Annotated in this window: 22 protein-coding genes; 9 read left to right on the top strand and 13 right to left on the bottom strand. The window is 49.5% G+C overall.

Annotated features, from left to right (window positions below; all coding sequences use genetic code 11):
- The first annotated feature begins 32 nt into the window (after positions 1-32).
- The 4 genes from SPIRS_RS20310 to SPIRS_RS20295 are packed head-to-tail and all read left to right on the top strand — an operon-like array spanning position 33 to position 3,256.
- On the top strand, positions 33-257 hold the full coding sequence (locus SPIRS_RS20310) for a hypothetical protein (RefSeq protein WP_041866154.1): 225 nt from the start codon (positions 33-35) through the stop codon (positions 255-257).
- Between the two features lie 50 nt (positions 258-307).
- A complete protein-coding gene (locus tag SPIRS_RS20305) occupies positions 308-1,069 on the top strand; it encodes an MlaE family ABC transporter permease (protein ID WP_013256572.1) in 762 nt (253 codons plus the stop codon).
- Positions 1,070-1,079: 10 nt separating this feature from the next.
- Complete coding sequence (locus tag SPIRS_RS20300; RefSeq protein ID WP_013256571.1) at positions 1,080-1,859, top strand: ABC transporter ATP-binding protein; 780 nt, start codon at positions 1,080-1,082, stop codon at positions 1,857-1,859.
- A complete protein-coding gene (locus SPIRS_RS20295; RefSeq protein ID WP_013256570.1) occupies positions 1,844-3,256 on the top strand; it encodes an MlaD family protein in 1,413 nt (470 codons plus the stop codon). The genes SPIRS_RS20300 and SPIRS_RS20295 overlap by 16 nt, the downstream gene beginning before the upstream one ends.
- 35 nt (positions 3,257-3,291) lie before the next feature.
- On the opposite strand, the gene SPIRS_RS20290 is transcribed toward SPIRS_RS20295, so the two are convergent.
- Complete coding sequence (locus SPIRS_RS20290; RefSeq protein ID WP_013256569.1) at positions 3,292-3,531, bottom strand: hypothetical protein; 240 nt, start codon at positions 3,529-3,531, stop codon at positions 3,292-3,294.
- Positions 3,532-3,692: 161 nt separating this feature from the next.
- Between SPIRS_RS20290 and asd the strand changes: the two genes are divergently transcribed.
- Positions 3,693-4,727, top strand: coding sequence for an aspartate-semialdehyde dehydrogenase (gene asd / locus SPIRS_RS20285; protein WP_013256568.1), 1,035 nt, complete (start codon positions 3,693-3,695; stop codon positions 4,725-4,727).
- A 43-nt stretch (positions 4,728-4,770) separates the two neighbouring features.
- Here the strand turns inward: asd and SPIRS_RS20280 are convergent, their stop codons facing one another.
- A complete protein-coding gene (locus tag SPIRS_RS20280; RefSeq protein WP_013256567.1) occupies positions 4,771-4,962 on the bottom strand; it encodes a hypothetical protein in 192 nt (63 codons plus the stop codon).
- Between the two features lie 318 nt (positions 4,963-5,280).
- Between SPIRS_RS20280 and SPIRS_RS20275 the strand changes: the two genes are divergently transcribed.
- Positions 5,281-6,576 carry a cyclic nucleotide-binding domain-containing protein gene (locus SPIRS_RS20275; RefSeq protein WP_013256565.1) on the top strand — a complete coding sequence of 432 codons (1,296 nt, stop codon included), beginning with the start codon at positions 5,281-5,283 and terminating at the stop codon, positions 6,574-6,576.
- Between the two features lie 2 nt (positions 6,577-6,578).
- Here the strand turns inward: SPIRS_RS20275 and SPIRS_RS20270 are convergent, their stop codons facing one another.
- Positions 6,579-7,550 (bottom strand): NAD(P)-dependent oxidoreductase, encoded by a 972-nt coding sequence (locus tag SPIRS_RS20270; protein ID WP_013256564.1) that lies wholly within the window; start codon positions 7,548-7,550, stop codon positions 6,579-6,581.
- Positions 7,551-7,708: 158 nt separating this feature from the next.
- Between SPIRS_RS20270 and SPIRS_RS20265 the strand changes: the two genes are divergently transcribed.
- Complete coding sequence (locus tag SPIRS_RS20265) at positions 7,709-9,607, top strand: phosphoenolpyruvate carboxykinase (GTP) (RefSeq protein WP_013256563.1); 1,899 nt, start codon at positions 7,709-7,711, stop codon at positions 9,605-9,607.
- A gap of 94 nt (positions 9,608-9,701) precedes the next feature.
- Here SPIRS_RS20265 and SPIRS_RS20260 read toward each other — a convergent pair whose 3' ends face one another.
- From SPIRS_RS20260 to SPIRS_RS20220, 9 genes are all read right to left on the bottom strand, one after another.
- A complete protein-coding gene (locus SPIRS_RS20260; protein WP_013256562.1) occupies positions 9,702-10,757 on the bottom strand; it encodes a 2-hydroxyacid dehydrogenase in 1,056 nt (351 codons plus the stop codon).
- Between the two features lie 39 nt (positions 10,758-10,796).
- Entirely contained in the window at positions 10,797-11,564 is a 768-nt protein-coding gene (locus SPIRS_RS20255; protein ID WP_013256561.1) for an acyl-[acyl-carrier-protein] thioesterase, read from the bottom strand.
- Between the two features lie 160 nt (positions 11,565-11,724).
- Positions 11,725-12,732, bottom strand: coding sequence for a hypothetical protein (locus tag SPIRS_RS20250; RefSeq protein ID WP_013256560.1), 1,008 nt, complete (start codon positions 12,730-12,732; stop codon positions 11,725-11,727).
- 295 nt (positions 12,733-13,027) lie between these two features.
- Positions 13,028-14,185, bottom strand: coding sequence for a sodium ion-translocating decarboxylase subunit beta (locus tag SPIRS_RS20245; RefSeq protein WP_013256559.1), 1,158 nt, complete (start codon positions 14,183-14,185; stop codon positions 13,028-13,030).
- An 18-nt stretch (positions 14,186-14,203) separates the two neighbouring features.
- On the bottom strand, positions 14,204-16,006 hold the full coding sequence (locus tag SPIRS_RS20240; RefSeq protein WP_013256558.1) for a biotin/lipoyl-containing protein: 1,803 nt from the start codon (positions 16,004-16,006) through the stop codon (positions 14,204-14,206).
- 17 nt (positions 16,007-16,023) lie between these two features.
- The gene (locus tag SPIRS_RS20235; RefSeq protein WP_013256557.1) at positions 16,024-16,236 is read right to left on the bottom strand and encodes an OadG family transporter subunit; all 213 of its coding nucleotides are present in this window, start codon (positions 16,234-16,236) and stop codon (positions 16,024-16,026) included.
- Positions 16,237-16,403: 167 nt separating this feature from the next.
- Positions 16,404-17,054, bottom strand: coding sequence for a succinate dehydrogenase/fumarate reductase iron-sulfur subunit (locus SPIRS_RS20230; RefSeq protein ID WP_013256556.1), 651 nt, complete (start codon positions 17,052-17,054; stop codon positions 16,404-16,406).
- The gene (locus tag SPIRS_RS20225; RefSeq protein WP_013256555.1) at positions 17,045-18,253 is read right to left on the bottom strand and encodes an FAD-dependent oxidoreductase; all 1,209 of its coding nucleotides are present in this window, start codon (positions 18,251-18,253) and stop codon (positions 17,045-17,047) included. Before SPIRS_RS20225 ends, SPIRS_RS20230 begins: the two co-directional genes overlap by 10 nt.
- Before the next feature lie 96 nt (positions 18,254-18,349).
- On the bottom strand, positions 18,350-19,735 hold the full coding sequence (locus SPIRS_RS20220; RefSeq protein WP_013256554.1) for a KamA family radical SAM protein: 1,386 nt from the start codon (positions 19,733-19,735) through the stop codon (positions 18,350-18,352).
- Positions 19,736-20,072: 337 nt separating this feature from the next.
- Between SPIRS_RS20220 and SPIRS_RS20215 the strand changes: the two genes are divergently transcribed.
- Both SPIRS_RS20215 and sppA read left to right on the top strand, forming a co-directional pair.
- Positions 20,073-22,268 carry a methyl-accepting chemotaxis protein gene (locus SPIRS_RS20215; protein ID WP_013256553.1) on the top strand — a complete coding sequence of 732 codons (2,196 nt, stop codon included), beginning with the start codon at positions 20,073-20,075 and terminating at the stop codon, positions 22,266-22,268.
- Entirely contained in the window at positions 22,265-24,640 is a 2,376-nt protein-coding gene (gene sppA, locus SPIRS_RS20210; protein WP_013256552.1) for a signal peptide peptidase SppA, read from the top strand. Before SPIRS_RS20215 ends, sppA begins: the two co-directional genes overlap by 4 nt.
- 85 nt (positions 24,641-24,725) lie before the next feature.
- Here the strand turns inward: sppA and SPIRS_RS22560 are convergent, their stop codons facing one another.
- Positions 24,726-24,890, bottom strand: a complete 165-nt coding sequence (locus SPIRS_RS22560) for a hypothetical protein (RefSeq protein ID WP_171814791.1) — start codon at positions 24,888-24,890, stop codon at positions 24,726-24,728.
- Positions 24,891-24,922 lie beyond the last annotated feature (32 nt).

Genomic DNA, 24,922 nt, shown 5'->3' with positions numbered 1-24,922 from the left:
TGCCGAAAATAGATACAACAGGAGGATTGCCAATGCAGCGCTATCGAATAAAGGGAACGGGAAATAAGAAGACCTTTGTGGAAGTTCTCCAGCAAAGTTCCGAAGGTTATCGGATACGGATGATCCGTGAAGATGAGTGGGGGAGCTCTGAAACCACCGATATGCTTAGTAGAGAGTTGTTTGAAACCTGTATTCGAACCGGCTATTTTCTATCTGATGCCGGAGAAGAAGAAAAAGCGGCTAGCGGAATAGCTTGATTTAATATTTACCTGTTGGTTTTCTAACATGATGGTAGTATTTTTACTCCATGGAGCGGAGACTTGTTCGAACCTTTGAGCAATTTGGTTCTTTTTGCCTTTTTGCTTTAGATTCTTTTCGCTGGACATTTCGACGTCCATGGAGGCCTGGGCTTGTTCTTGAGCAGGCAGAGCACATTGGTGTCGATTCGGTTCTGATTATCGCTCTTTCCAGTCTTTCCATTGGAATGATTTTTTCATTGCAGGTTACCGATCTTATGGCCATGTTTCGCGCGGAGACCATGGTCGGATCGGCCGTCGCTATGACTATGGGCAGAGAGCTTGCACCTGTTTTTACCAGTCTGATGCTTGTAGCGAAAAACGGTTCTGCAATGGCTGCCGAGATAGGTACCATGCGGGTAAGCGAGCAAATCGATGCCATGGAAACGATGTCGGTCAACCCTATTCAATATCTTGTGGTTCCAAGGATCATAGGATCGATCATTGTATTCCCTATTCTTACGGCCCTATCGAACGTGGTCGGTGTGCTGGGCAGTTATGTTGTTTCGATCCACATGAAGGGGGTGGACCCCGCCGGTTATCTTGATCAACTATATCGCTTTGTCGATCCCGTCGATATTTGGTCCGGTTTTATAAAAGCAGCGATAATGGGTGCCCTCGTGAGTCTAATCTGTTGTTTTTTCGGTTTTACGACCAGCGGAGGTTCCAAGGAGGTAGGGACAGCTTCGACAAAGGCTGTTGTTACCGCTTCCGTCGCGGTGCTCGTTTCCGACTATATTATGTCCGATATCATGCTTAAAATACTTTATTGACGGCGAATTTATGGCTAAAATTATTCATATTTCTGGCCTGAAAAAACGATTCGGAGCTAATATCGTCCTTGACGGTATTGATCTTGATTTTGAAGCAAAGAAAGTAACCGCCATTATAGGCCAGAGCGGGACCGGCAAAAGCGTTCTCTTGAAAACGGTCAACGGAATTCTTCAAGCTGATGAGGGTTCCATTGCACTTGACGGAAAACCTATGGAAGCGATGGAAGAAAAAGAGCTTTTAGAGGCCCGGCGGCGATTCGGTTATCTTTTTCAGAATGCTGCGCTTTTTGATTCCATGACCGTGGAACAGAATATAGCTTTTCCCTTGCGGGAGATGCTGGGAATAAAAGACCGAAAAAAAATCCGGGAGCGGGTACGGGAGATGCTTTCCTGGGTAGATCTTGAAGGGATTGAAAAAAAGTTTCCTGCCGAACTCTCCGGTGGTATGCGAAAACGCGTGGGTTTCGCCCGCACCTTGGCGCCCGAACCCGATATTCTTCTTTTTGACGAACCCACTACGGGGCTTGATCCGGTTTTGTCCGAAAGCATTAATGAGTTAATAAGCAGAGTTAACCGGGAGTTGGGGATGACCTGTATCGTTATCAGTCATGATATTGCCGGCATGTTCGCCTATGCCGATACCATTGCGTTTCTTGCCGATGGAAAGATTGCGGCTAAAGGAAAACCGGGAGAACTTGCACGATCGAATCACCCTGTTTTGCGTAAATTTCTCGAGTATTCCTTTACCAACTTTGACGCTTATGAGGACAACCAATGTCGAGACTCCTGAAAATAGGGCTCTTTGTTGCTATCACCGGTACTGTTTCTATTGTCTACATCATGCAGACCGTGGAAGCGATTGATGCGGATGAGACAAAGTTGATTCATGCCTATATGGATGATGCCAGCGGCCTCTTACCCGAGAGCCTCGTCCGACTTTCCGGGGTAAACATCGGAAAGGTTACGAAGATCGTACTTGAAGACGGAAAAGCAAAGGTCACCATGGAGGTGAATGCCGAGGTTCCCATCTATCAGGATGCCCGGGTAGTGAAAAAGATGGACTCGATTCTCGGAAACTCGATCGTTTCCATTGTGCCTGGAAACATGAATACGGGAATAATTCCTCCCAATGGGGTCGTCCGGTATGTCGAGAGCTCCACGGCGATGAATAAGGCCTTTGAATCAACCCAGAAGGTGGCGGAGGAACTGGAGCAGCTCCTTGCGGAGTTTCGAACATTCATGAACAACTCAGGCTATTCGGAAATGAACGACATCCTTGTTTCTGCAAAGAGCACCGTGGCGGTCACGGGAGATCTTGTGCAGCAAAACCTTCTCATCCTTCGTTCGGCAATGACCGATATAGCTGCCGTTGCCGAACGTCTAAATGCCCAGAGCGAGGCGGAAAGCGACAATATTTCCACCATTCTCGACCATACTGCTCGTCTTACCGAGCGGCTGGATACGATGTTGGCTGAGAATGATAGGAATCTGGAGCAGGCCGTTGCAGAGATGAGAAAAAGTGCGGAAACCCTTACTGCAGTTTTGGAATCGACACGATCAATCGCCAGAAAGATCGACGACGGTGAGGGAAATCTCGGAAAATTGGTAAATGATGAAGAGCTCTATCATCGAATAGTCGGTATCACCGAGAATGTTGAAGGCTTTGTCGACTCAACGGTGGGGATGAATGTTGAGCTTGGCTTGCAGGGTGATTATATGGTGCAGGCCTCGGGAATGGAAACCCGTGCCGAACTCCGCCTTATCCCCGGAGAAAAGCCTAAAGAATATTGGGTCGGGGTTACCGTTCCACCGGGTAGCGATGATTATTCCGATGCCGACGTAAACATATCAGCAGAACTTGTTCGCCGGTATGGTCCCTTAGCCATTCGGGGGGGGATTATCGAAAGCAGCGGTGGGATTGGTTTTGATCTGCGGCCGCTTCGCCAGGTGGAACTGTCTACCCAGATGTACCGTTTGGGCAGGGATGCTGGTCCGGTAATGGACGCTTCGGGAACCTTCTACCCCTTCTTCGACCCCACAAGTGAGAATCCTCTTCGGTGGCTGTATATGACCGCAGGGGTGAGGGATTTTGTGATTCAGGATGACTTTGATTACCACTTCGGCGTAGGACTTCGCTTCTTTGATAATGATCTTAAAGGGATTATTCAGTACGTTCCTTCGCCCTAAAAAGAGATCCGTTGCCGGAAATCCATCATCGCGTTTTAACAGGCAATGCCGCGATAGTTCATTTTGTCTTCACGGTCGATAGCATAATTTTCACAAAAATCCCTTGCTGCCGTTTTTATTTTCTCATCGTTGGCCTCGGCAAGGACGGAAGATGCAAGGGCTTCACCGCAGGCGTCAAAGACTATGACGCGAATCCCTGCTGCATCACGGAATATCTGAAAGGTGTAGGCCTCTCCATTTTCCTTAACTCGTTCGTTGTAGATCGGAGCTCCCATTTGCAAGCCTCCCATTCGCGATAAATATATGCAAGTATACGTTTCTTCTTGAGGCAGGGCAAGTGTTTTGGTTCCTGTTGGCCCTTGTTGGTTGACAGAGGATCGATTTGTTGTTCAGATAATGAAACTTAATGGTAAGTTTTTGGACGACAGGAGGTTCTATGGATTTTACGCGCGAAAAGAAAATAAAAACGGCGGTGCTCGGGGCTACAGGTGCAGTGGGCCAAGTCTTTATGTGGATGCTTCAGGACCACCCTTGGTTTGAGACCTGCCACATCACAGCCTCCTCTTCCAGAAAGGGCAATCTATATGGAGACGAGGTGCATTGGGTTGTTCCCCAGGAAATCCCTCATTCGATGATGAACCTTGAACTCAACGAGCTGGATATCGACCACATGAAGAAAGAAGGTATTGAGATCGTTTTTTCCGCAATGCCCGCTGATCTCGCCTCCGAATGGGAGCCTAAGTTACGGGACGCCGGCTTTTTTGTTTTTTCCAATGCCAGTGCAATGCGTTACCAAGAGGACGTACCCATTCTTATCCCTGAGGCCAATCTATCGCAGCTTTCATGGATTGAACGACAAGGTTATCCTTCTAACGGCTTCGTCGTTACCAATGCCAATTGCAGCACCACGGGACTTGTCGTTGCCCTTGCTCCTCTTCGCAAATTTGGTATCAAAGAGGTTACCGTAAGTACCTATCAGTCGGTAAGCGGTGCCGGTTATCCGGGACTTTCCGCCTTTGATATTACCGATAACGTTATTCCCTTTATCGGCGGGGAAGAAGAGAAGATGGTGAAGGAGCTTAAGAAGATCCTTGAGATTGATCCCCGAATTTTTCCCTTTTGCGTTAGAGTCCCCGTGATGTTCGGGCATCTCGAGTCCGTGTGGATAGAATTCGAGACGAATCCGAGTCCTGAGGACGTTTTACACGCCTGGGATGATTTTGTCCTGATGGATCCCTCACTACCATCCTCTCCGAAGCATCCCGTCACCTACCTTCCCCAAGAGAACTTCCCCCAGTCAAAGCATGCCTTTTACGGCAATCCCAAGGGGATGGTTGTGTATACCGGACGGATTAAAGAGGAGAGGAACCGTATCGGTTTTATGTTGATGGTCAACAATGTGGTTAAAGGGGCAGCCGGCGGATCAATTCAGAATGCCGAAGCCTTTGTCAGACGCTATTACGATGCATAAAGCCCCTGCCCTGTGACAAAATCGGACAGGGGCCAACGTCATGTTACATCTTGCCTTCTCGCCTGAGTAGTTTGATTCCGAGAGTAATCATTCCGAGGGCAATTGCCCTGGTGATTGGCCCGGGGAATGACGGCCCCTTCCCACGTCGGGAAGCGGGCCTGGAACTTCTGGCCGAGGCCAGGAGTTCCTGCTGTCTGATTTTCGCAAGATGATCCATAAGCCCGTCGTTAAACATGGTGTACCTCCTTGTACATCGGTAACGGAGCAAAAAAAAACCGCGGTCCGTAACAGACCGCGGTAAACCGTGCTTATGAAGTTCTTTTTACTGGATTTGCAGACACGGATATGGCGATATGGTTACGAACAGAATGGTCGGACCGGTGAGAATCTGCCGGCACATAACAAACATCTTATCCATATCCGTCTCCTTCCTAAGATTTCTTCTTAGTATGTAAAAAGATACTTAATCTATTACATGAATCCCTTAACTTGTCAAGAAATCATTTCCCCATTACAACTATAGAAAGAGGATAAACGAAAGAAGGGGAATAGGATGGGACTCATTGCATTGGTGAACTCCGACAAAGCGGTGCTGGGAAAGGTTCGAGAGGCATTTCGCCACGGTGGAAAAAATATTGGATACTCGGTTCGTGTGATTGCCGCCGAGCATAGGGTGCAGGAGTCTTTGAACTATGACTTACCGGAGCTTGTGATGATGAATTGCGGGGATCCGGTTATTCGTTTATCCGCCATTGCAGATCAAGTCAGGAAAGACTCCTGGCTCCACAGCTTCGGCATTATCGGACTTTACGATTCCTCAAAGCAGGATGAAAAGGCCCTTGCCGAAGAACTTCGGGACCTTAATCTTCTAGTGATGCTTGATTACAGCAGAATCAGGAGCCATCTCTTAAAATGTGTCTCCATTATCATTGAGAATTGGCAACTCATTTTCCAGAGAGAGGTATCCAATCGCCTCGTTGAGAATATGAGCGGTTCTTTCCTTATTGAAAACGATACCCTGGCGGTTCCTATCTATGCGAGCATTCCCGTTACCAACCTGGTTCAGATGGGGTTTTTACATTCCGAGGATAAGATGGGATTACAGCTTGCCCTTTCCGAACTGATTGTCAACGCCATTGAGCATGGCAACTGCGGTATTACCTATGAAGAGAAAAGCGCGGGAATGGCGCATGGCTTGAGCGTGGTCGACCTGGTAATGGAAAAATGTACTGATCCGGAGATCGACAAAAAGCGGGTACGCTTTACCTGGGAAAGCGACAAGAAAAAGACGAAGTTTGTAATCCGGGATGAGGGGCTGGGCTTCGATGTTTCCTCGATGCGTCGGAAGACTGCATCTCAGGACCCCTATGCTTTTCACGGTCGTGGAATAAAGATGGCGGAGTTATTTTGCAGCGAACTTTCCTATAATGGCAAAGGAAACGAGGTGAGCTTTACGGTCTACCATTCGGAGGGGGGCGGCCGTCAGACCCCGGAGGGGTTCTCGGGAGAAGAGGTTATCTGTCCCGGTAAGGGGGCTCAAATATTCAGCGAGGGAGAACAGGGGGATTTCCTTTATTACATCTCCAGCGGCCATTTTTCCGTCTATCACAAGGGACATCAGGTAGGAAGCCTGACTCCAGCGGATATATTCATGGGAGAAATGAGCTTTTTGTTAAATAATCGACGGAGTGCAACCGTCATTGCCGATGAGGATGCCAAGCTGGTAAAGATCAGCCGAAAGTCTTTTGTTGAGGTAATGAAACACTATCCCCATTACGGCATTTTTCTTTCAAAACTACTTGCCAGGAAGCTTGCCCGTTCGAACGAAGAACGCACGGCCCTTGCCTGAAATCAATGAACAAGGGCAAGGCACCTTGAAGCCAGCTCGTCGATAAAGAGATCCAGATATTCAGGCGCCGCGGCCGAGAGGTGGGGCATGAGATAGGCATTGGTGCAGGCCCTTAGCGGAGATGCTGCAGGCAGTGGTTCCTGTTCAAATACATCGAGGAAGGCCTCTGCTGCGGGGTGCTCTGCTAAATGGTCTATCAATGCCGATTCTTCTATGGCGTTTCCCCTGCCGATGTTATATATTCCGGCGTTATCAGGCAGAAGGGAAAGTTCTTTCTTGCCGATGATCGCATCGGTCTTCCTATTTCCCGGCAAAACGATGAGCAGGTGGTCGGTGCTGGGGAGAATTCGCAGAAAAAGCGAGGCCAAAGGCTCCTTTTCTGTTGGGAAAAGCCGATCCTCCGGACCAAACCATACTGGCAGATGCGATGTCGGTTTTTGTTTGATACCGGTGACCTCACAGCCGAGGAGGCTGGCTCTACGACCTACTTCGCTGCCAATGGATCCGAAGCCGAGAATCGTCAGCCTGCTCCCTTTCACGGTCCGCATCTTGCCGGCAAGTTCCCAGCGGGGCCAGCTTTTTTCTTGTGCGGACTCCTTGCTCATGTTCCGCTCGGCTCTGCAAATTCCTCTGGCATGAGCCAGGAGATAGCCTATTGCCGTCTCCGCCATCAGAAGACCATGGAATCTGCTTCCTTCGAAGATTATATGTCGAGGTGGGGAGATCTCAAAATAATCAAGCCCGGCGGCCGGAGTTTTCAGCAGTTGAAGCGACGGAGCGAGAGCAAACCACTCCTGGCGAAAAAGCCATGATGCTATTGCATCGGCCCTTGGCAATGCAGAAACGAAGGCGTCTGCATCACGAACAACTATGATCTTCCATTGGGGTAAGGCTTCCTGTATCCGTATTTCCTGATTGCACGAAAGGTTCCAGCATTCGGTTTCCTTACTTGTAAGCCATACTAATAACGTCATCCCTCTATCCTGAGACAGGCTAAGATGGAAGTCAACATCTCTTTAAGGGAGTGTTACTTTTTCTCTTGTAAATAGTTAATACCTTGAAATAAAGGTGAAAAAAAAGGTAAGATATTACGTAGTAAAATACGAACACCTACTATGTAAGGAGAGGTTCTATGAATCCAAAATATGACGATCTGCTGAAAAGCAAGATGAGCGCCGAAAGCTATGCTAAGCTTACTGCGCTCAAGAATCAAAAGGTGTACGATTTTGTCGGCGAATTTGCCGAACATTGCGATCCCGCCTCTATTTTCGTCTGTGACGACAGCGAAAAAGATAATCAGTACATTCGTGATCAGGCTCTGGCAAAGGGAGAAGAGCATTCCATGGCCCTCTCCAAGCAGACCATCCACTGGGACGGCTACGGTGATCAGGCCCGGGACAAGGTTAATACCCGTTACATGGTCTATCCTGAAAACCTCGAAAAGATGAAAACCCTCAACTCTGTTGCCTATGATGAAGGCTATAAGGAGATCATGGGCATTGCAAAAGACAACATGAAGGGAAAGGATGCGGTGGTTAAGTTTTTTGCCGAAGGACCTACCGGCAGCGTTTTTACCATCCCCTGTGTCCAGTTTACCGACAGCTGGTACGTTGCTCATTCAGAATCAATACTCTATCGCACCGCTTATGAGCATTTTCTCAACATGAAAGAGAGTGAGAAAGGCGACTTTTTCCGGTTTATTCATTCCGCCGGAAAGCTCGATGACCGGGGATGTTCGGTAAATCTTGACGAACGTCGGATCTACATGGACACCCAGAATAACATCGTCTACTCGATGAATGACCAGTATGCCGGAAACTCCGTCGGGCTGAAGAAACACGCCATGCGTCTTGCCATCAATAAATCAGGAAAGGAAGGTTGGCTGTGTGAACACATGTTCGTCATGGCGTGTGTAAACAAAGAGAAGAACAGAAAGACCTATTTTACCGGTGCCTATCCTTCTGCCTGTGGAAAGACCTCTACGGCCATGATTCCCGGCGAGCAGATTGTCGGTGACGATATTGCCTATTTCCGCAACATCAATGGTGAATTCCGGGCCGTAAACGTTGAGTTCGGTATGTTCGGTATCATCAAGGATGTAAACGCCAAAGACGATCCTGTTATCTACGAAAATCTGATGAAGGACCAGGAAGTTATTTTCTCCAACATTCTGCTTGGTAAAGACAAGAAACCCTACTGGCTCGGCCAGGGTGTCGATGCTCCCGACGAGGGACTTAACCATTTCGGTGAATGGAAGAAGGGTGTAAAGGATGCAAAAGGGAACGAGGTCGGTGTCGCACATGGTAACGCCCGTTACACCATGCGCCTTGATTACCTCGACAATATCGACGAGAAGGGTTTCAATGCCAAGGATGGCGTAAAGGTCGAAGGCATCCTGTACGGAGGCCGCGACAGCGACACCACTGTTCCTGTCGAAGAGTCCCCCAACTGGAAAGACGGTATTCTTCTGAAGGCCGCCACCCTGGAATCTGAAACCACTTCCGCAACCCTTGGTGCCGAGGGGGTTCGAAAGCCTTCTCCCATGGCGAATATGGACTTTGTTTCCTATCCTCTGGGCGAATACACCATCAACAATATCAAGTTCGGTGAATCTGTGAAGAACTGTCCCAAGGTGTTCAGCACCAACTACTTCATGAGAGGCCCCAAGGGTGAATTCATGACCAGTAAGCTTGCCAAAAAGGTGTGGCTCCACTGGGCCGAAGGACGAATCCACGGAGAATACGAGACCTACGATACTCCTACCGGAAAGATCCCTCTGTACAAGGATGTGAAAGAACTTTTCAAGAAGTACCTGGATGAGGACTTCTCCGAGGCCGATTACACCTATCTCTTTACCTTTCGCTGTAGCAAATGGGTACAGAAGCTTGAACGGACCAAGGCCTTCTATGAAAAGATGGATGCCAATACTCCCAAAGAGATCTATGACTACTGGGATGCGGCCATTGCCAAGATCAATGCGGCAAAAGAGAAGTACGGCGACGAAATCAAGCCGGGAGACTACAAGGGTTAATTCCCTGCTTTCTTAGTCATTATGCAAGGCTGTCTGAGAAATTTCTCAGACAGCCTTTTTGTAATTGGTATCTGTGGAAAACTTTACGATTTAGTTAAAAACAGCGACCTGCCTTCTCTTTTCGGCATTCCGGTTCATTACAGCGATAGCAAATTTCGTTTTCAAGTGCTTCTCCGGCAAACCATGCATCCAGGTTGGATAGGGTGGTGGAGGCAATCTTCCTGAGTGCCTCTTCCGTAAAAAAGGCCTGATGGCTGGTAACCAATACGTTGGGAAGCGTAAGCAGTCGAGCAAGACGATCGTCGTCGAGGGCCTCGTTTGAGAGATCTTCGAAAAAGTATTCACCCTCTTCTTCGTAGACATCGAGTCCGGCGGATCCTATCCGCTTCTCCCTCAGCCCGTCGAGAAGGGCGTCGGTATCTACCAACTGGCCGCGGCTGGTGTTGATAATCATCACCGAGGGTTTCATCCTGGAGATTGCCTCGTGGTTGATCAGGTGGTGTGTATCCGGTGTCAGGGGACAATGGAGGCTGATGATATCGCTCTCTGCATACAACTCTTCGAGAGTATGATAGCTAAAACCGATCTCCTCGGCGGCTTTTTCATTCGGAAAGGCATCATAGGCGATAATCCGCATACCGAAACCCTTGAGAATTGATAGTAAGGTTCGCCCTATTTTTCCCGTCCCGATAACACCTGCCGTCTTCCCGTTCATATCGAATCCAAGGAAGCCGTTGATGGAGAAATTGTTGTCACGGGTTCGATAGTAGGCCCTGTGGAGCTTTCTATTGAGACTAAGCATCATGGCAACGGCATGTTCGGCAACGGCATAAGGTGAATAGGCAGGGACGCGAAGGATGTGTATCCTTTCCCAGGCGGCCTGGAGATCGACATTATTGTAGCCTGCACTTCGTAGAGCTACCACCGGCACCTTGGCTTCGACAAGATGATCAAGAACAGGCTTTGAAAGGTCGTCGTTCACAAAAGCGCAGACGGCATCAAACCCTTCTACAAGATGAGCTGTTCTTCGGGAAAGCCTTTCCGGTATGTAGGTGATCTCATACGAGGTTTCTCCTGTGTTCGCCAGGTCAAAAAAATGCCGATCATAGGGCTTTGTATCAAAAAAGGCAACGCGAAGCTTCTTTTTCATACTAAAAAAGTAGTAAATAAAGAAACGAAAGGCAAGCCGTTAGCGGGCGTTCCATTCGCTTATTGCGTTTGCAAGCGCTATCCCGGCCTCCTTATCGGATACTACATGGATGAAGCCGTTGTTATACGGGGTGACTGCTGAAACTACGGTACGACCATAGCCTGTTTCTTGCATGAAGTTGCCTTCGATATATGTAAGCTTTTTCGATTCATACCACTGCTGAGGTATGGCTTCCGTGGCCCACTCCAGATAGCGCACGTTATTTACATGCCGATTTGTATCGATGTCTCCCCTGCGGACCATAAACTCCAATTCGAATTTAAATTCGTCATGTTGCTGGGGATGTTTGCTCATCGGTCGTTCCAATGCCTTTACCTGATTCACGGGCCAACCTTGGATGAAAGCATCGATGATTCGGCAGGGGCGTCGCTTTTTTATATCGATGAAGACCCAATCTCCTCGACAGCATCCGATAAGGGTTCCTGCAGAATCGATAATGTGATATTCACGCCAAGCATGAACCGCCGACCGCTCACTGAGCCACGTTTTTATCGTGATGGTTTCGCCATAACGGGGGTACCGGCGCATTTCCATCTGCCCCCTGGCCAGCATCCAGATGAACCCTTCTTTCATCAGCATGGGGATCGGCTTTCCGATGGCGGCACAATGACCCGCCGCCGCATTCTCTGCATAGTGAAGAACGGCAGCCGGAGTAAGCTCGAAGTCGAAGCCTACATCATAGTAGGGAACGATTATCTGGCTGGTACATAAGGGAAGAATTTTGGGGGTTTCAGAAAGTTTTTGCACGGGAGTATCCTTTGCACCTTTTTTATTAAATTTAAAAAAACAACTCAAGCTCATATCCTAAGTTACTATTACGATGGAGAAATGACAACAAAAGGCTGACCAAGATTGCTTCTCAGTCAGCCCTCATTATCTACTTTTTTGGGTTGGTAACAAAAATATGCTACTGCTTTGTCACTGTCAGACCGTAGGTCCCCCCTAAGTAACCACGAAAGTCATACGGATTGGTAATGATATACATAGTAGTCCCATCAGCGGTTATAGTCTGCGGTGTATCATATCCATGATCTATCTGGTAAAAATAAGCAGTTGTTTTATCACTATTATATGCGGAAACTTCTATGTCTCCGGTATAGGAACCGGTGCCATTTTCACTATCATCCCAGGAGATTGCATAGCTTGCTCCATCTTCCACCGTTACGCTAAAAAGATTCGTATCTTTTTCTGTAAACACACCTTCATAGGTGGTCCCCAACGTGAGTGTGGTTGCAGCACCGGACAATGCATTGCCACCAGGCTCGTAGCCTCTGCGATAGTAGGTACTTCCATCCCATGTGAACTTATTTTCACTGACAGCCGTTATTTCTGCGGACGTGCCCCCTGCTTGACTTTCAAGCTCTAATCTCTTAACGGATATTGTCCAGGTTCCTGAAGAACTTATTGCCCAGGTTCCTGAAGGACTTTGGGTTGTCATTGCATAGTCGCTATATTCGATATACGTCCCATCCGAGACAAATTCCATGACATTCGTTTCGGGAGTATAGGCAAAATCCTCAACCCAGGAGCCTGCAAAGGGAAAGTCTTCATAAGAATTGCCACCAGGCTCATAGCCCTTGCGATAGTAGGTATCTGCATTCCAGGTAAACTCATTTTCGCTGACAGCCGTTATCGAGCCTGTTTCAGTGCCATCGATGGTAAGTATACCATCGGATAATGACCATGTCCCTGTAGAATCTACAGTTTCCATTGCATAGTTGCTATAAATGGTATACGTCCCATTTGAGGTAAATTCCACGACATCAGACGAGTATGTAGCGGGAGAGTCGTTAACCCAGGAGCCTGCGATGGGATACGCTTCAGTATCCTCGTCGTCCCCGTCATTACCAAACATGTTGCAACCAGCGAGGCCCATCGACAGGAGTAACACCGGGAGAATCCAGAATTTCTTCATTCTTCCATCCATCCTTTTGGTTTAGTTTTACAGTTTACATTATATACATAATACACTCAAAATGTATATATCGTAAACATATAACCAAATGTATAGATCACTATTTCTAGAAATTCTCACACAAACTATACATGCATTCGGAGACCCGATGCTCATTACCGTCTACGGTACCAACTTCATAAACGGCCCAAACTTGGAAGAATTCTTGTATCGAGTAGGAGAGACAAAAAACAGGGCTGACCAAGATTGATTCTCAGTCAGCCCTTGTATAAATTGGCTTGAAATATTATGCGTATCAGCCACCCATCATCACAGGGACAATGGAAAGCAGGACACCGGCCGCAACGGCGGATCCGATAACACCTGCAACGTTTGGCCCCATGGCGTGCATCAAAAGGTAGTTCTGAGGATTTGCTTCTTTTCCTACCTTGTTGGCAACTCTGGCGGCCATTGGCACTGCAGATACACCTGCGGCACCAATAAGGGGATTGATCGGATGCTTTTTGCTGAGCTTGTTCATCAACTTTGCAAGCAGCACACCTGTAGCGGTACCGATAGAAAAGGCAATAAGTCCCAAGATGAGAATCCCGAGCGTTTCGAAATTGAGGAACTTATCGGCCTGAAGTTTCGAACCTACGGTAAGTCCCAGCAAGATGGTGACAATGTTCATCAGTTCGTTCTGCGCAGCATTGGAGAGCCGGTCGGTGACCATAGACTCCTTGAGCAGGTTACCGAACATCAACATACCAATAAGTGGTGTGGCGCTGGGCAAAAGAATGATACAGATACCGAGGACGGCAATGGGAAAAATAATTTTTTCCTTCTTGGATACCGGCCTGAGTTGCTCCATCTTGATGGATCGCTCTTCCTTGGTCGTGAGCAGTTTCATGATGGGCGGCTGTATGATCGGCACCAGGGCCATATAGCTGTAGGCCGCTACGGCAATGGCCCCCAATAATCGCGGCGATAACTGGCTTGCGAGAAAAATGGAGGTTGGTCCATCGGCACCACCGATGATTCCGATTGCCGCTGCATCGGCAAGGTTAAAGTCGAACATTGGAAGGGTCCCCAATGCCAGTGCACCGAGCAGGGTGGTGAAAATTCCAAACTGCGCGGCCGCTCCGAGCAGGGCCGTCTTCGGGTTTGCAAGCAGCGGGCCGAAATCGGTCATTGCTCCGACGCCCATAAAAATGAGCAGAGGGAAAATACCGGTATCGATACCGACACCGTATATCATACCGATAAATCCGGTATGCTCGGCGATCCCTGCAAGGGGAATATTGGCAAGTATGCCGCCGAAGCCGATCGGCAATAATAGAAGGGGTTCGAATTTCTTGCTGATGGCCAGATAGATAAGCAGGCAGCCGACCAGGATCATGATAACTTGGCCGACTTCAAAATTTACGAGCCCCGTGGATATCCATAGATTGTGCAAAGCACTTCCTAAATTCATAGCTACCTCGTTTCTTTCTTAGGAGATGACGGCCAGGATGTCGCCCGCTTTCATTTGATCGCCCTGCTTAACCGGTATTTCCGTAATGGTTCCGGAACAGGGTGCGTGAATTTCGGTTTCCATCTTCATGGCTTCGAGAACAAGAAGCAGCTCACCCTCTTCAATGGTGTCGCCGACCTCTTTCTCGATGCGGAGTACCAGGCCGGGCATGGGGGCTTCGACGTTCTGTCCTGCTCCGCCGGCAACCGGTGCTCCTGCATCCGTTCCCGCGCCCACTTCAACGGTGTAGCTTTTGCCGTTGACAAGGGCGGTATTCCCTTCGAGCGTGACGTTGAACCGTTTGCCGCCTACGTTGACGGTATAGTTACCGGCTCCCGATTTAGCCTCTCCGCCTGCAGCCTCTGCCTTTGCGGCATTTGGATCGATCTTTCGTACATTGACCTTGGCTTCGCCCTTGAGAAACTGAATTCCTTTTTCCTTACAGGCTGCGGCAATGAAGATATTTTCGTCACTGATCGGCAGTTTTGCCTCTTCGAGCATCTTCTTTGCAGCTCCTATGCCCTTGGAAGAATCTTCATCATTAATGTCCACCGGGATTTTGGTTGTGGGTTCCAGGCCGAGCTGCTCACTGGCAAGTTTGACGATTTCGGGATCCGGTGCGACCGGGGTCTTGCCGAAATAGCCGAGTACCATTTTCCCGTAGCCCTCTGCAATTTTCTTCCAGGGTCCAACCATTACGTTGTTGAAGGCCTGCTGAAAATAGAACTGGCTGACCGGGGTAACGGATGTTCCGTAACCACCCTTCATAACAACCTCTCCCATGGCCGCAGCAACTTCGGTATATTTGTCCAGGATCCCGTTATCCCGCATCATCTGGGTGTTGGCGGTAAGAGCTCCCCCGGGCATGGGACTAAAAGGAATCAGCGGTTCAACAGCGGTTGCCTCAGGTGGAACAAAATAGTCTTTCATGCACTCCTTGAAGACCGCTTCGGCCTTTCGCACTTTTTCGATATCGATGCCGAGATCGTATTCGGTACCGCGAAGGGCATGCCACATGGTGATGATGTCAGGCTGGCAGGTTCCCCCCGATACGGGTGCCATGGAAAGATCGATCTGATTTGCGCCTGCGTCCAAAGCGGCCTTGTAAGCCAATATGCTTGTTCCTGCGGTCTCATGGCTGTGGAATACAATGTGGGTATCCGCACCGAGCATTGCCCGTGCCTGCTTAATGGTTTCGTACACCTTGCTGGGAACACTTGTTCCCGATGCATCTTTGAAACAGATGCTGTCGAACTTGATACCAGCGTCTAGTATCTGTTTTAAAACACTCATGTAGAATTCCGGTGTGTGAGCACCTTTGGCTCCCGGAGGAAGTTCCATCATAGTGATGGACACTTCGTGTTTCAGACCGGCATCAACGATACACTGGCCGGAATAGATCAGGTTGTTGACGTCGTTGAGGGCGTCGAAGTTCCTGATCGTAGTTATTCCATGCTTTTTAAACATTTTTGCATGAAGGTTGATAATGTCTCTCGACTGGCTGTCCAGTCCGACGACATTCACACCCCTCGCAAGGGTCTGGAGGTTGGCATCCGGTCCCGCCGCCTGGCGAAACTGGTCCATCATGTCGAATGCATCTTCATTACAATAAAAATAGAGGCTTTGAAAACGGGCTCCGCCGCCTGCCTCGAAGTGGGTAATTCCCGCATCAACGGCCGCTTCGACCGCGGGAAGGAAGTCTTTGGTCAGCACTCGTGCTCCGAAGGCCGATTGGAAACCGTCTCGGAAGGCCGTTACCATAAAATCTACGCGCTTTTTCATGAAATCCCCTTTAACCTTTAACTGTTGTGGTATGCTGCCGCCGAAGCGATGGCCGCAAGAATGTCAGCCTCTCCTGCCCTTTGTGTCTTCGGTTGTACCTCTTCCTCTTTATCAGGAAAAAACCGATTAACAACAAAGGAAAGCAACTTCATGACGTACACTAGTAGTACCAATAATATAAATACTACTGCCATACCCACGACCATGAGCGTTAAACCTTGTCCTATCACATATTGCTCCTTGGTAGGTTGTTCTTTGTGTGTTATCCCTAGAAATCTTTACTATTCAAGGGATTAATACCTGAGCCTACTATAGCTGGTAGGCAAGGATGCTTTCAAGAGGTACTTGTGGTGATGAGATGGCTTTTCTTGATGTGTGGTTTGGAAAGTCGCAGGTATCAGAGCAAATTTCGAAGCTCACGAATCCTTCGGCCGGGTGCGACACGCTGAGGACAGACCCTGCTGCATGCAAAGTGCTCTTGGCATGCAGGAACAGCGTCGCTCTCTCCTGCCCGCGACAGCAGTTCCTTCCGTTCCTCTTCCGCCTTTGCATCCAGGCTTTCAAGTCTGCGATGGAGAAAGGCAAGCGGAGCCGGTCCCTGAAAGGGTTCGGTCACTGGACAGGCGGACATGCAGGCCCCGCATTCGATACAATCTTCAAATCGCTTTCCGTCTCTTTCGCTTCGGCGGAGGTAAGGCCAGGTTTCATCCGTCTTTTCAAACAGCGGGGACATATCAACCACCAGATCCTTAATCCGGGGAAAGCCGTTCAGAGGACGTATCTCGATGCGCGAGGTGGCTTGGAATTCCGAAACCGGGGTTCTGCAGGCGAGGCGTTCCGTACCGTCGATGATACAGGCACAGGTACCGCAGGAGCCATGATGACAGGAATGACGGAAAAGCAGCGATGCATCCTCAAGGCCCGCTTTCATCAAAAGATCAAGAATGGTATCCGATTCTTTGGCAGTGAAGTGAAAGTCCGAGAATTCTTCGTCTCTGCTTTCTGTTATCGGCCCGATACCCCGAAAAATTCGTAAGCTTATATCCATGAGAATTTCCTTTCAGATTCCTGTTCTTTTAAAAATCGATAGAAGCGGCGGTAGGGTGGGAGTTTTTCTTGATCCGAAGACCCCTGTCTCTCCTCGCCGATGTAGGAGCAGACTTGGTCTGCCACGATCTCTCCCATTGCCCGCAGGACCGTGGCCTTACCACCGACCAGACTGAAGAGCCCTGCCGCTCCCTCGTTTTCATGATGAACACAATCGAAGTCCCTTGAAAGGGCCCGTGCCGCTTTTACCTCATGCGCCCGTTTCGCCAAAGGCCGTGCGGCGCTCCATGCAGCGCGAAACGGAGCGGACGAGAACGCGGGAATCATCTCATCCGCAAGGTGAAGCATTCGTGGTATCTCTTCAGGGGGCGTTTCGATTCGATCGGGATCATCGGTGATCCATTGGGTGGTTCCTATGATCGAAAAGGAGCGTTGGGGTACGATGATATCGCCATCGTTGGGCGGTCTGAGCCTGCTTATGACCTTGTCTGCAAAACGCCCCTGGACCGCTACCATGGTACCCGGGCTAGGCGTTACCTCCATATCTATTCCTGCAAGAGCGGCAATCTTTCCGACCCAGGGGCCTCCGGCATTGATAACGACGTCTGCTTCGATCTTATGTTCTTTATTGGTCATGCGATCCAGTACCCGGACGGCGGAAACCGAACCGCCGGATGTTTCGATGCCGATGACGTTTGCATAACGAAAAAGTTTTGCACCATGCTCCATGGCCGATGCAAAAAACGCCGCCGGAAGTCTCCAGGCATCGAAGGAGCCGTCTGCTGGCACCGTGACGGCACATCGTACTGCCTGTGAAAGTGCCGGTTCGATCTCCCTTGCCTGCTTGCCCGAAATCAGTTCCGTCCGAATATCTGCTTCAGCACACGCGCCCCGAAACTGAGAAGCATAGTCGGCCTCTTCATCGGTGACGGCAACGAAGAGGCCTCCGTTGTCTTCGATCAAGTCGGGGGCAATGCGTCTGAGAATTTCGGTTTCCCGCAGGCATTCTCTGGCGATTTCTCTATCACCCATGGCATACCGGGCCCCCGAATGGAGCTGGCCATGGTGTCTTCCCGTGGTGCCTCCTGTAAACTCATCACGCTCCAACAGGAGAACCGAATAGCCTCGTAATCCGAGATCCCGTGCGACAGCGGCTCCCGTTCCTCCTCCACCTATGATAACGATTCGTTTTTGATCCACGATATTCCTACCTTTTGGACCATTGTAAGACCGCTCGTGACGATTGTGCAAGCTTTGTCGACTTTTTTACCGGAAACTTTTCTCGGTACAAGATGGTTATTTTCGGTGTATGGAGATTGCTGCCTCGGGGATAGCTTCCATTGCGGCGTTTCGCAATTGCTTCAACGGCGTTCGAGATCCCCTGCCGTTTGATTCGAAAAAGAAGCATCTTTCTCCAAAAGCGGGCTTCAGTTCGGTGATCCAGCTTGCCTTCGGGTCATACCTGGCATAAAACACCTTGTTTACCCAGGAGGCTTCTCTTCCCTGGATCATTTTGAGTACAAAGTATTTTTCCCCTTCAATCTCTGTGATCCCGTCGACAAGGATTTTCCCGGGCTTTGCGGACATGCTTGGTCCCCGTACCGTCCGCGCCAGCCCCGATACCTGTCGGTATGCATCGGAGAAAAGCTTGAGAGTTTCGGCAATGGGGATGTCGAAATAAGCCTTTGGGCCGGTATCCCGGGCAATAAACATATAATAGGGAATCATTCCAAGCTGTACCTCGCGACGCCACATTTCCGCCCACATTGAGGCGTCGTCGTTTATGTGGCGTACGATTGGCGACTGACAGCGGATAATCGCACCGGTTTCCTTGATCCTTCGTATCGCTGCTTCCACCGCCAGGGTGGAAAGCTCTCGAATATGCGTGAAATGGGCCATGATCGAAAGGTGATATCCTGCTGTGGTAATTTCATGAAAAAGTGAAATCAAATCGTCGCTATCTTTATCTGAGAGATAGCGATACGGCCAGTACGAAAGGCTTTTTGTTCCTATACGTATGGTTTGGAGATTTCCGGGACGGTGGCGAAGCAGCGGTTCGATATACCGCCTCAGAACACTGCTTCGCATAAACATGGGATCGCCTCCGGTAATAAGGAGGTCGCTTACCTCGGGATGTCTATCGAGGTATCTAATCAGTGGTTCGACTTCACCTGAAGCCATCTGCAGCTCTTTGTTACCGATAAATTGTGCCCATCGAAAGCAATAGGTACAATATGCGTGACAGGTTTGTCCCTGTTTTGGGAAAAAAAGCACGGTTTCGTCGTACTTATGTTGCATACCGTGGAGTACTTCTCCCTCCTCTTCGGGAACGTTAAGCTGTAATTGCCCGGCCGGATGTGGATTCATGGCGGTTCTGATACGGTACTGTTCGCTTTTCAGCTGCTCCGGAGAATAGCCGGTTTCGGTTGCAAGAAGCTCCGTTATTCGTCGGAGATCACTCTTGTGAAGCATCTGCGGCTGAGGAAAGGTAAGTTGAAAGAGTGGGTCTTCGGGAATGCGGCTCCAGTCTATCAGCTCTTCGACGACGTAGTTGTTGGTTCGAAATGGCAAAATCTTTGCAACGGCTTGCATCTCCCTCAGTTGGGATTTCGGAAGTCGTTTTAGTTGAGTAATTGAGTCAATATTAGCGGCAGAATAAGGCCTAAATCTCTTGGCTTTCATACAATACCTTCCTTCATATCTATTTTTCAGATGCAGGCCGACGGAGACAGAAAAGCCCAGGGCGAAGGTTATGCGCCGCAGGGTAAATTCTGTCAACAGATGAGCTCATTCTATTATCGGTTTTCGCATTCACGGTAAAATCAGGTGGCTGTCCTGCCTTCTGCAGGTTACCTGACTACTTCTCATACAGGGGAGGTGCAAGCCCCTGTACGACTTCTCTGCATCTAGTATACCCCGAATTATCAGGGGGTGCAAGATTTTATTTCATAGAAGTCAAAGGAGTTTTCTTTCTCTTTCTCTGTTGTATCATACGGGATTTCTGCCGTACAATAATACAATGAAAAGTTTACGAAGTCGTCTCTTGTTGACCTTTCTCGGTATAGGGGCGTTCCTGTTTGCCGGGACCTTTCTTTTCGTTGGTCTGACGGTGGAAGACGCACTGCATACGTATGCCGACCAAGAAGCAAAAATGTATGCGGATCAGGGCGCCAGAATTGTTGAGGCGGAACTGGAAAAAAGTTATGTCTTGTTATCTCAACTTCGTTTTTTATGCGAAGCTCTCATATCGGAGGATAATGCCGCTTTTTTGGGTGACCGGGTGGAAACTCTCATGGTCGACATGGTGAAGAACCATGAGGACCTCTCGTCGGTTTGGACCCTTTTTGAACCTGAAGTATTCGATGATATTTCCGCTATCTCGGCGGATAGAGTATCCGGACGGATCAGGTCCTCACGGGAAAGTCGGGGAAGTGAGGCCGACAAGGCCGATTATTACCAGCTTGCCAAAAAGCGCGGCGGGCTTGTACTGTCGGAACCCAAGGTCGCGCAGGCGGGAGGGGCAGGCGTTGTCTATATGACGAAAATGTCTCTGCCGCTTCTGGATTCCAAAGGACAATTTCTCGGGGTTGTCGGGTGCGATCTTGTTCTGAAGGGGCTCGGGGAGATGATCGATGCCATTGAGAATTTCAGCGGTGGTTTCACGACCATCGCTTCCGAGAGCGGTTTAATTGTTGCAGACTCCTTTTCTGAAAGTGTTGGCCGGTATCTTTCCGATATCCATTCCGCCGATACAGTAAGTGCTGCTTCCCGAGCTGTGGCAGAGGGGACGACGGAAGAGACGGTAACCGAGCACAAAGTCAGCAAGGAACAGGTTCGCCAGATGATCAGTGCAATCGAGATTGCCGGACAATATACCGGTTGGACCTATATCGTTTCGATTCCCCAAAGCCTCATCAACGCGGTTCCTCGAAGGATTGCCCTTGTTATGCTTCTTATGGCATGTGCGGCACTATTTCTACTCGCTTTTTCCGTTGCGGCCGGTTCGAAACATATTGTAAAGCCTCTCAAAGAAGTTTCTTCGCATTTCGACCTCATCGCATCGGGTGATTTTCGTTCGTCCATAAAAACCAATCGTTCCGATGAGTTCGGAAAGCTTGCACGTGACTTTAACGATCTGAGTAGTATGTTGAACTGTAGCTTTCGAAAATTACGCGATATCACCGTTTCTATGCGCGGTCGGGCAGAAGCATTCAGTGAGGATATGAAGGCCGCCGACGAGGCCTTTTCTTTGATAGGCGACGCCATTACCGAAGTCATTATGAAAGGGTCTGACAACACAAGGGGGCTGAATGAGGTCTCTTCTTCTGTAAAGATTATTTCAGGACGGATCCGTACATTGGGTGAGCGACTGCAAGATCAATCGAATGCTATTCTCCAATCTTCCTCTGCAATCGAGGAGATGCTTGCCAATATTGAGTCGGTCAGCAATTCTGTCATAACTTCCAGTACGCATTTTGACCAGCTTTCGGAGACTTCTCAGGTTGGAGAGGAGCAACTTGCTTCCGTCATCGCCATGATCGAAGGAATCAACGAGCGTTCGGAGGAGCTTCTCGAAACCAATACGCTGATATCCGCCATAGCAGGCCAGACCAATCTTCTTTCGATGAATGCAGCCATAGAGGCGGCCCATGCAGGGGAGGCCGGAAAGGGATTTGCCGTTGTTGCCGACGAAATTCGAAAACTCGCGGAAGATACCGCCGAACAGTCCAGATCTACGGAGCAAAGCCTCCGAGAGATTGTCGCCGCATTCCAGGAGATTACCGGATCGGCACGTCAGGCCGGGGCGAATTTCTCTTCCATTAGAGAGCTTATTCGTACAGTGGTACGGATTGAGGCGGAGATAAAATCTTCAATGCAGGAGCAGGATGTCAGCAGTAAGGAGATTCAGATTGCTTTGGATGGCCTGAAGGAGTCCACAACCGCCATCAGGGAAGATGCCGGCGAGATAGCTTCCGGTGCCGAAGCGATCAAACATGAAATCGATACCCTCGAAGAGAATAGTCGGGGGATCAGCGACAGTATCGTTCGGGTTCATGAGAGTAGTCAAAACCTAAATTCGATCGTCAAAGGTGCGGGACAGAGTGCGGAAGAGAACCTTCGATCTGCAGAGGGTGCCCACGAGGCCATGGAGAAGTTCCTTTTTAAGGAAGATGAGGAAGCCGATGATGCGCCTTGCATAGGAATGGAAAAATGAAACGTTTCTTTATTATTTGTTTGTTGCTTTGTTTTCCCGTAGTCCTTTTTGCCGCTCCGCCGGAAGGAGGGGTTGCCCTCGGCAATGGGTATCGGGCGCCCTTGGTCAACCCCGCTTTGTCTGCCTGGGGAGGGGCCTCGGGTTTTGCCCTGGAACTTTCCGGCTACTCGGATGGAGATTTCGACGATGGGGCTCTCTATTTTAATGGTCGACATCTGGGATACATCCCTTCCTGGGAAGGAAGTTCGTGGAGCCACGCGTTCTATCTTGCCTTCCCCTTTTTCCGCAACGCCTATATGGGAGCGCTTCTTGAAACCGATTTTGGCTCTTCGGCTCCTTCCTGGACCGGAGGTTTGTTGCTGCGTCCTTCCGACGGGTTCGGTTTCGGTCTGCGGGGTGATATCCCCTCTTCCGGCTCTTCTTCTGCCACTGCAGGAGTAGCGTTCCGTCCTCTGGCCCTTATCGGGGGATCGGCATCGTTTCTCGGCCTGGGATTTGATCTTACCGTTGATGATTCCGGTATTTCGGACCCCCTCTTCTCCCTTCGAAGTGAGCCGATCGAGGGGCTCGAACTGCATGCTTCCTACGATCTTGAGTCGGAGACGGTACGTCTCGGGGCATCTCTGGCCCTCTATAGTACTCAGGTTGGAGGTACCATGCGGAATACCGATGATGATCCTCTCTCTGCCGGGAAAGAGAGTAGTCTCTTCGTGAGGATTGCATCTGATGCCTTGAGTCGACCGAGACTTACAGATAACGATACCATCGTTCGCTATCGCTTCGGCGGACCTGTTCGTGAGGTTCCCTCAGTAGTACGATTTGGCCGTCGGCTTTTGGGCGATGATTCCATTACGCTTCGTGAGCATATTCGCAGCCTGAATGAGCTTGCGGATGATCCCCTTGTCGACGGGATTATCTTTGTCAACGAACACCCTGCCTCATCCCTATCTGTGGCTCGGGAATTACTTGTTCCCTTGAAACACTTTCGGGAAAAGGGAAAGAAGGTGATGTTTTACTTTGATACCGCTGATACCGACGACTATCTCCTTGCCGCCGCCTGCGGTGCCGAGATATACCTTCATCCCGAGGGAAGCGTTGATCTAAAGGGAGTCTCGGTAACGAGAAGCTATTTTGCGACTTTTCTCGACACCTACGGTATCAAGTTTGAGAATTTTAGAAGTCATCCATACAAAAGCGGTTTCGATACGTTTACCGAAGGGGGAATGCGGGAGCCCGAACGGGAAGAGCTTACGGTTTTGGTTGCCGACATGGAACGTGCCGTTGCGCAGCTTCTTCAGGAAGGCCGAGGAGATCGTTTGGCCGGAGATGCGGGAAAGATCCTTGCCGGAGGGCCCTATCTTCGGGCTTCGAGGGCCTTGGATGCAGGGCTGATAGATAAGCTTCTATATCGGGACGAAATAGAGGATGCGATGGATGTTGTCGAAACCTATGAGCTCCCTGCAAAATCGGTCCGGCGCGACTGGAACGATCCTCGTCCTCTTACAATTGCCATCATCAATCTGACCGGAAATATTCACAGCGGAGAAGGGGTTCCCGGAGAGTCTGTCGGGGCCGATACCACTGTCCGTTCCATTACCCTTGCCAGGGAAGACGATAGTATTGATGCTATCGTGCTGAGAATCAATTCAGGAGGAGGGGGGCTGCTCGCCTCAGACTCCATCGCCCGGGCGGTTTCCCGTACCGTTTCCGGAGAGAATGCCAAGCCTGTCGTCGTTTCGATGGGAAGCATGGCGGCTTCCGGTGCCTATTACATTGCAGCCAGGGCTAATGTCGTTTTCGCTTATCCTGAGACGATGACCGGTTCGATCGGTGTTGTTGCGATAACTCCAGATATTTCCCGTCTTCTTGAGGAGCATAAGATTGCTGTGGAAACGGTGAAACAGTCACCTGAAGCCGATTTCGGATCTCCTTATCGACCCTTACTGGCGGAGGAACGGGAAAAGATTAAGGCGATGATCGCGTCCGGATACGACCACTTTGTCGAGAACGTTGCCGATGGCAGGGATATGAAGAGAGAAAATGTCGAGCGTATTGCCCAGGGGCGAGTCTGGAGCGGTTCGGCCGCGCAGGAGAAGGGATTGGTCGATGAAATCGGAGGAATGGACGCGGCGGTTAAACGGGCAGCCGAACTTTCCGGGCGTCAGGGGGCAATCGAACTGGCAGATTATACGATACCGGAACGAATTTTACGGTTGCCCTTCCTGCCTCCATCTCTGGTGACTGCCTATCATGGGCTTGGGAGCGTATGGCTGCCGTTATCTTCCTCCTTTGACCGGGAACTTGAATTGTTGCGCGAAGGTTCTCAGCGGGGAGAATATCTTTATTCTTTGACCCCTTATCGGCCTGAATGAAACGGCGGGTAAAACCACAATAAAAAACCCGCATTCGGATTCTTCCGATGCGGGTCCAATTGATCTGTGCCTTTGTTGCGCAGGTTTAATCGTTATTTTTCGTTTCGGCATCAGAGGAATTCTCCTGTGGCTCCTCTTCAGAGTTTTTGTTTCTGCTTTTTGCCCGCTTTTTTTCCAACTTTTCCTGTTTTTTCTTTTTCTTTTTTAATTCTTGTTGCCGTTTTTCGTACGAATAAAAATTCTTTGCCAAAAGGTTCCTCCCGTAGTAAAAAATAAAGCAGC

Origin of the sequence: Sediminispirochaeta smaragdinae DSM 11293 (genome assembly GCF_000143985.1) — a bacterium.
GTDB classification, from domain to species: domain Bacteria; phylum Spirochaetota; class Spirochaetia; order DSM-16054; family Sediminispirochaetaceae; genus Sediminispirochaeta; species Sediminispirochaeta smaragdinae.
The sequence above is the reverse complement of the archived record's forward strand: the minus strand, read 5'-3'. Positions and strand labels throughout refer to the sequence as shown.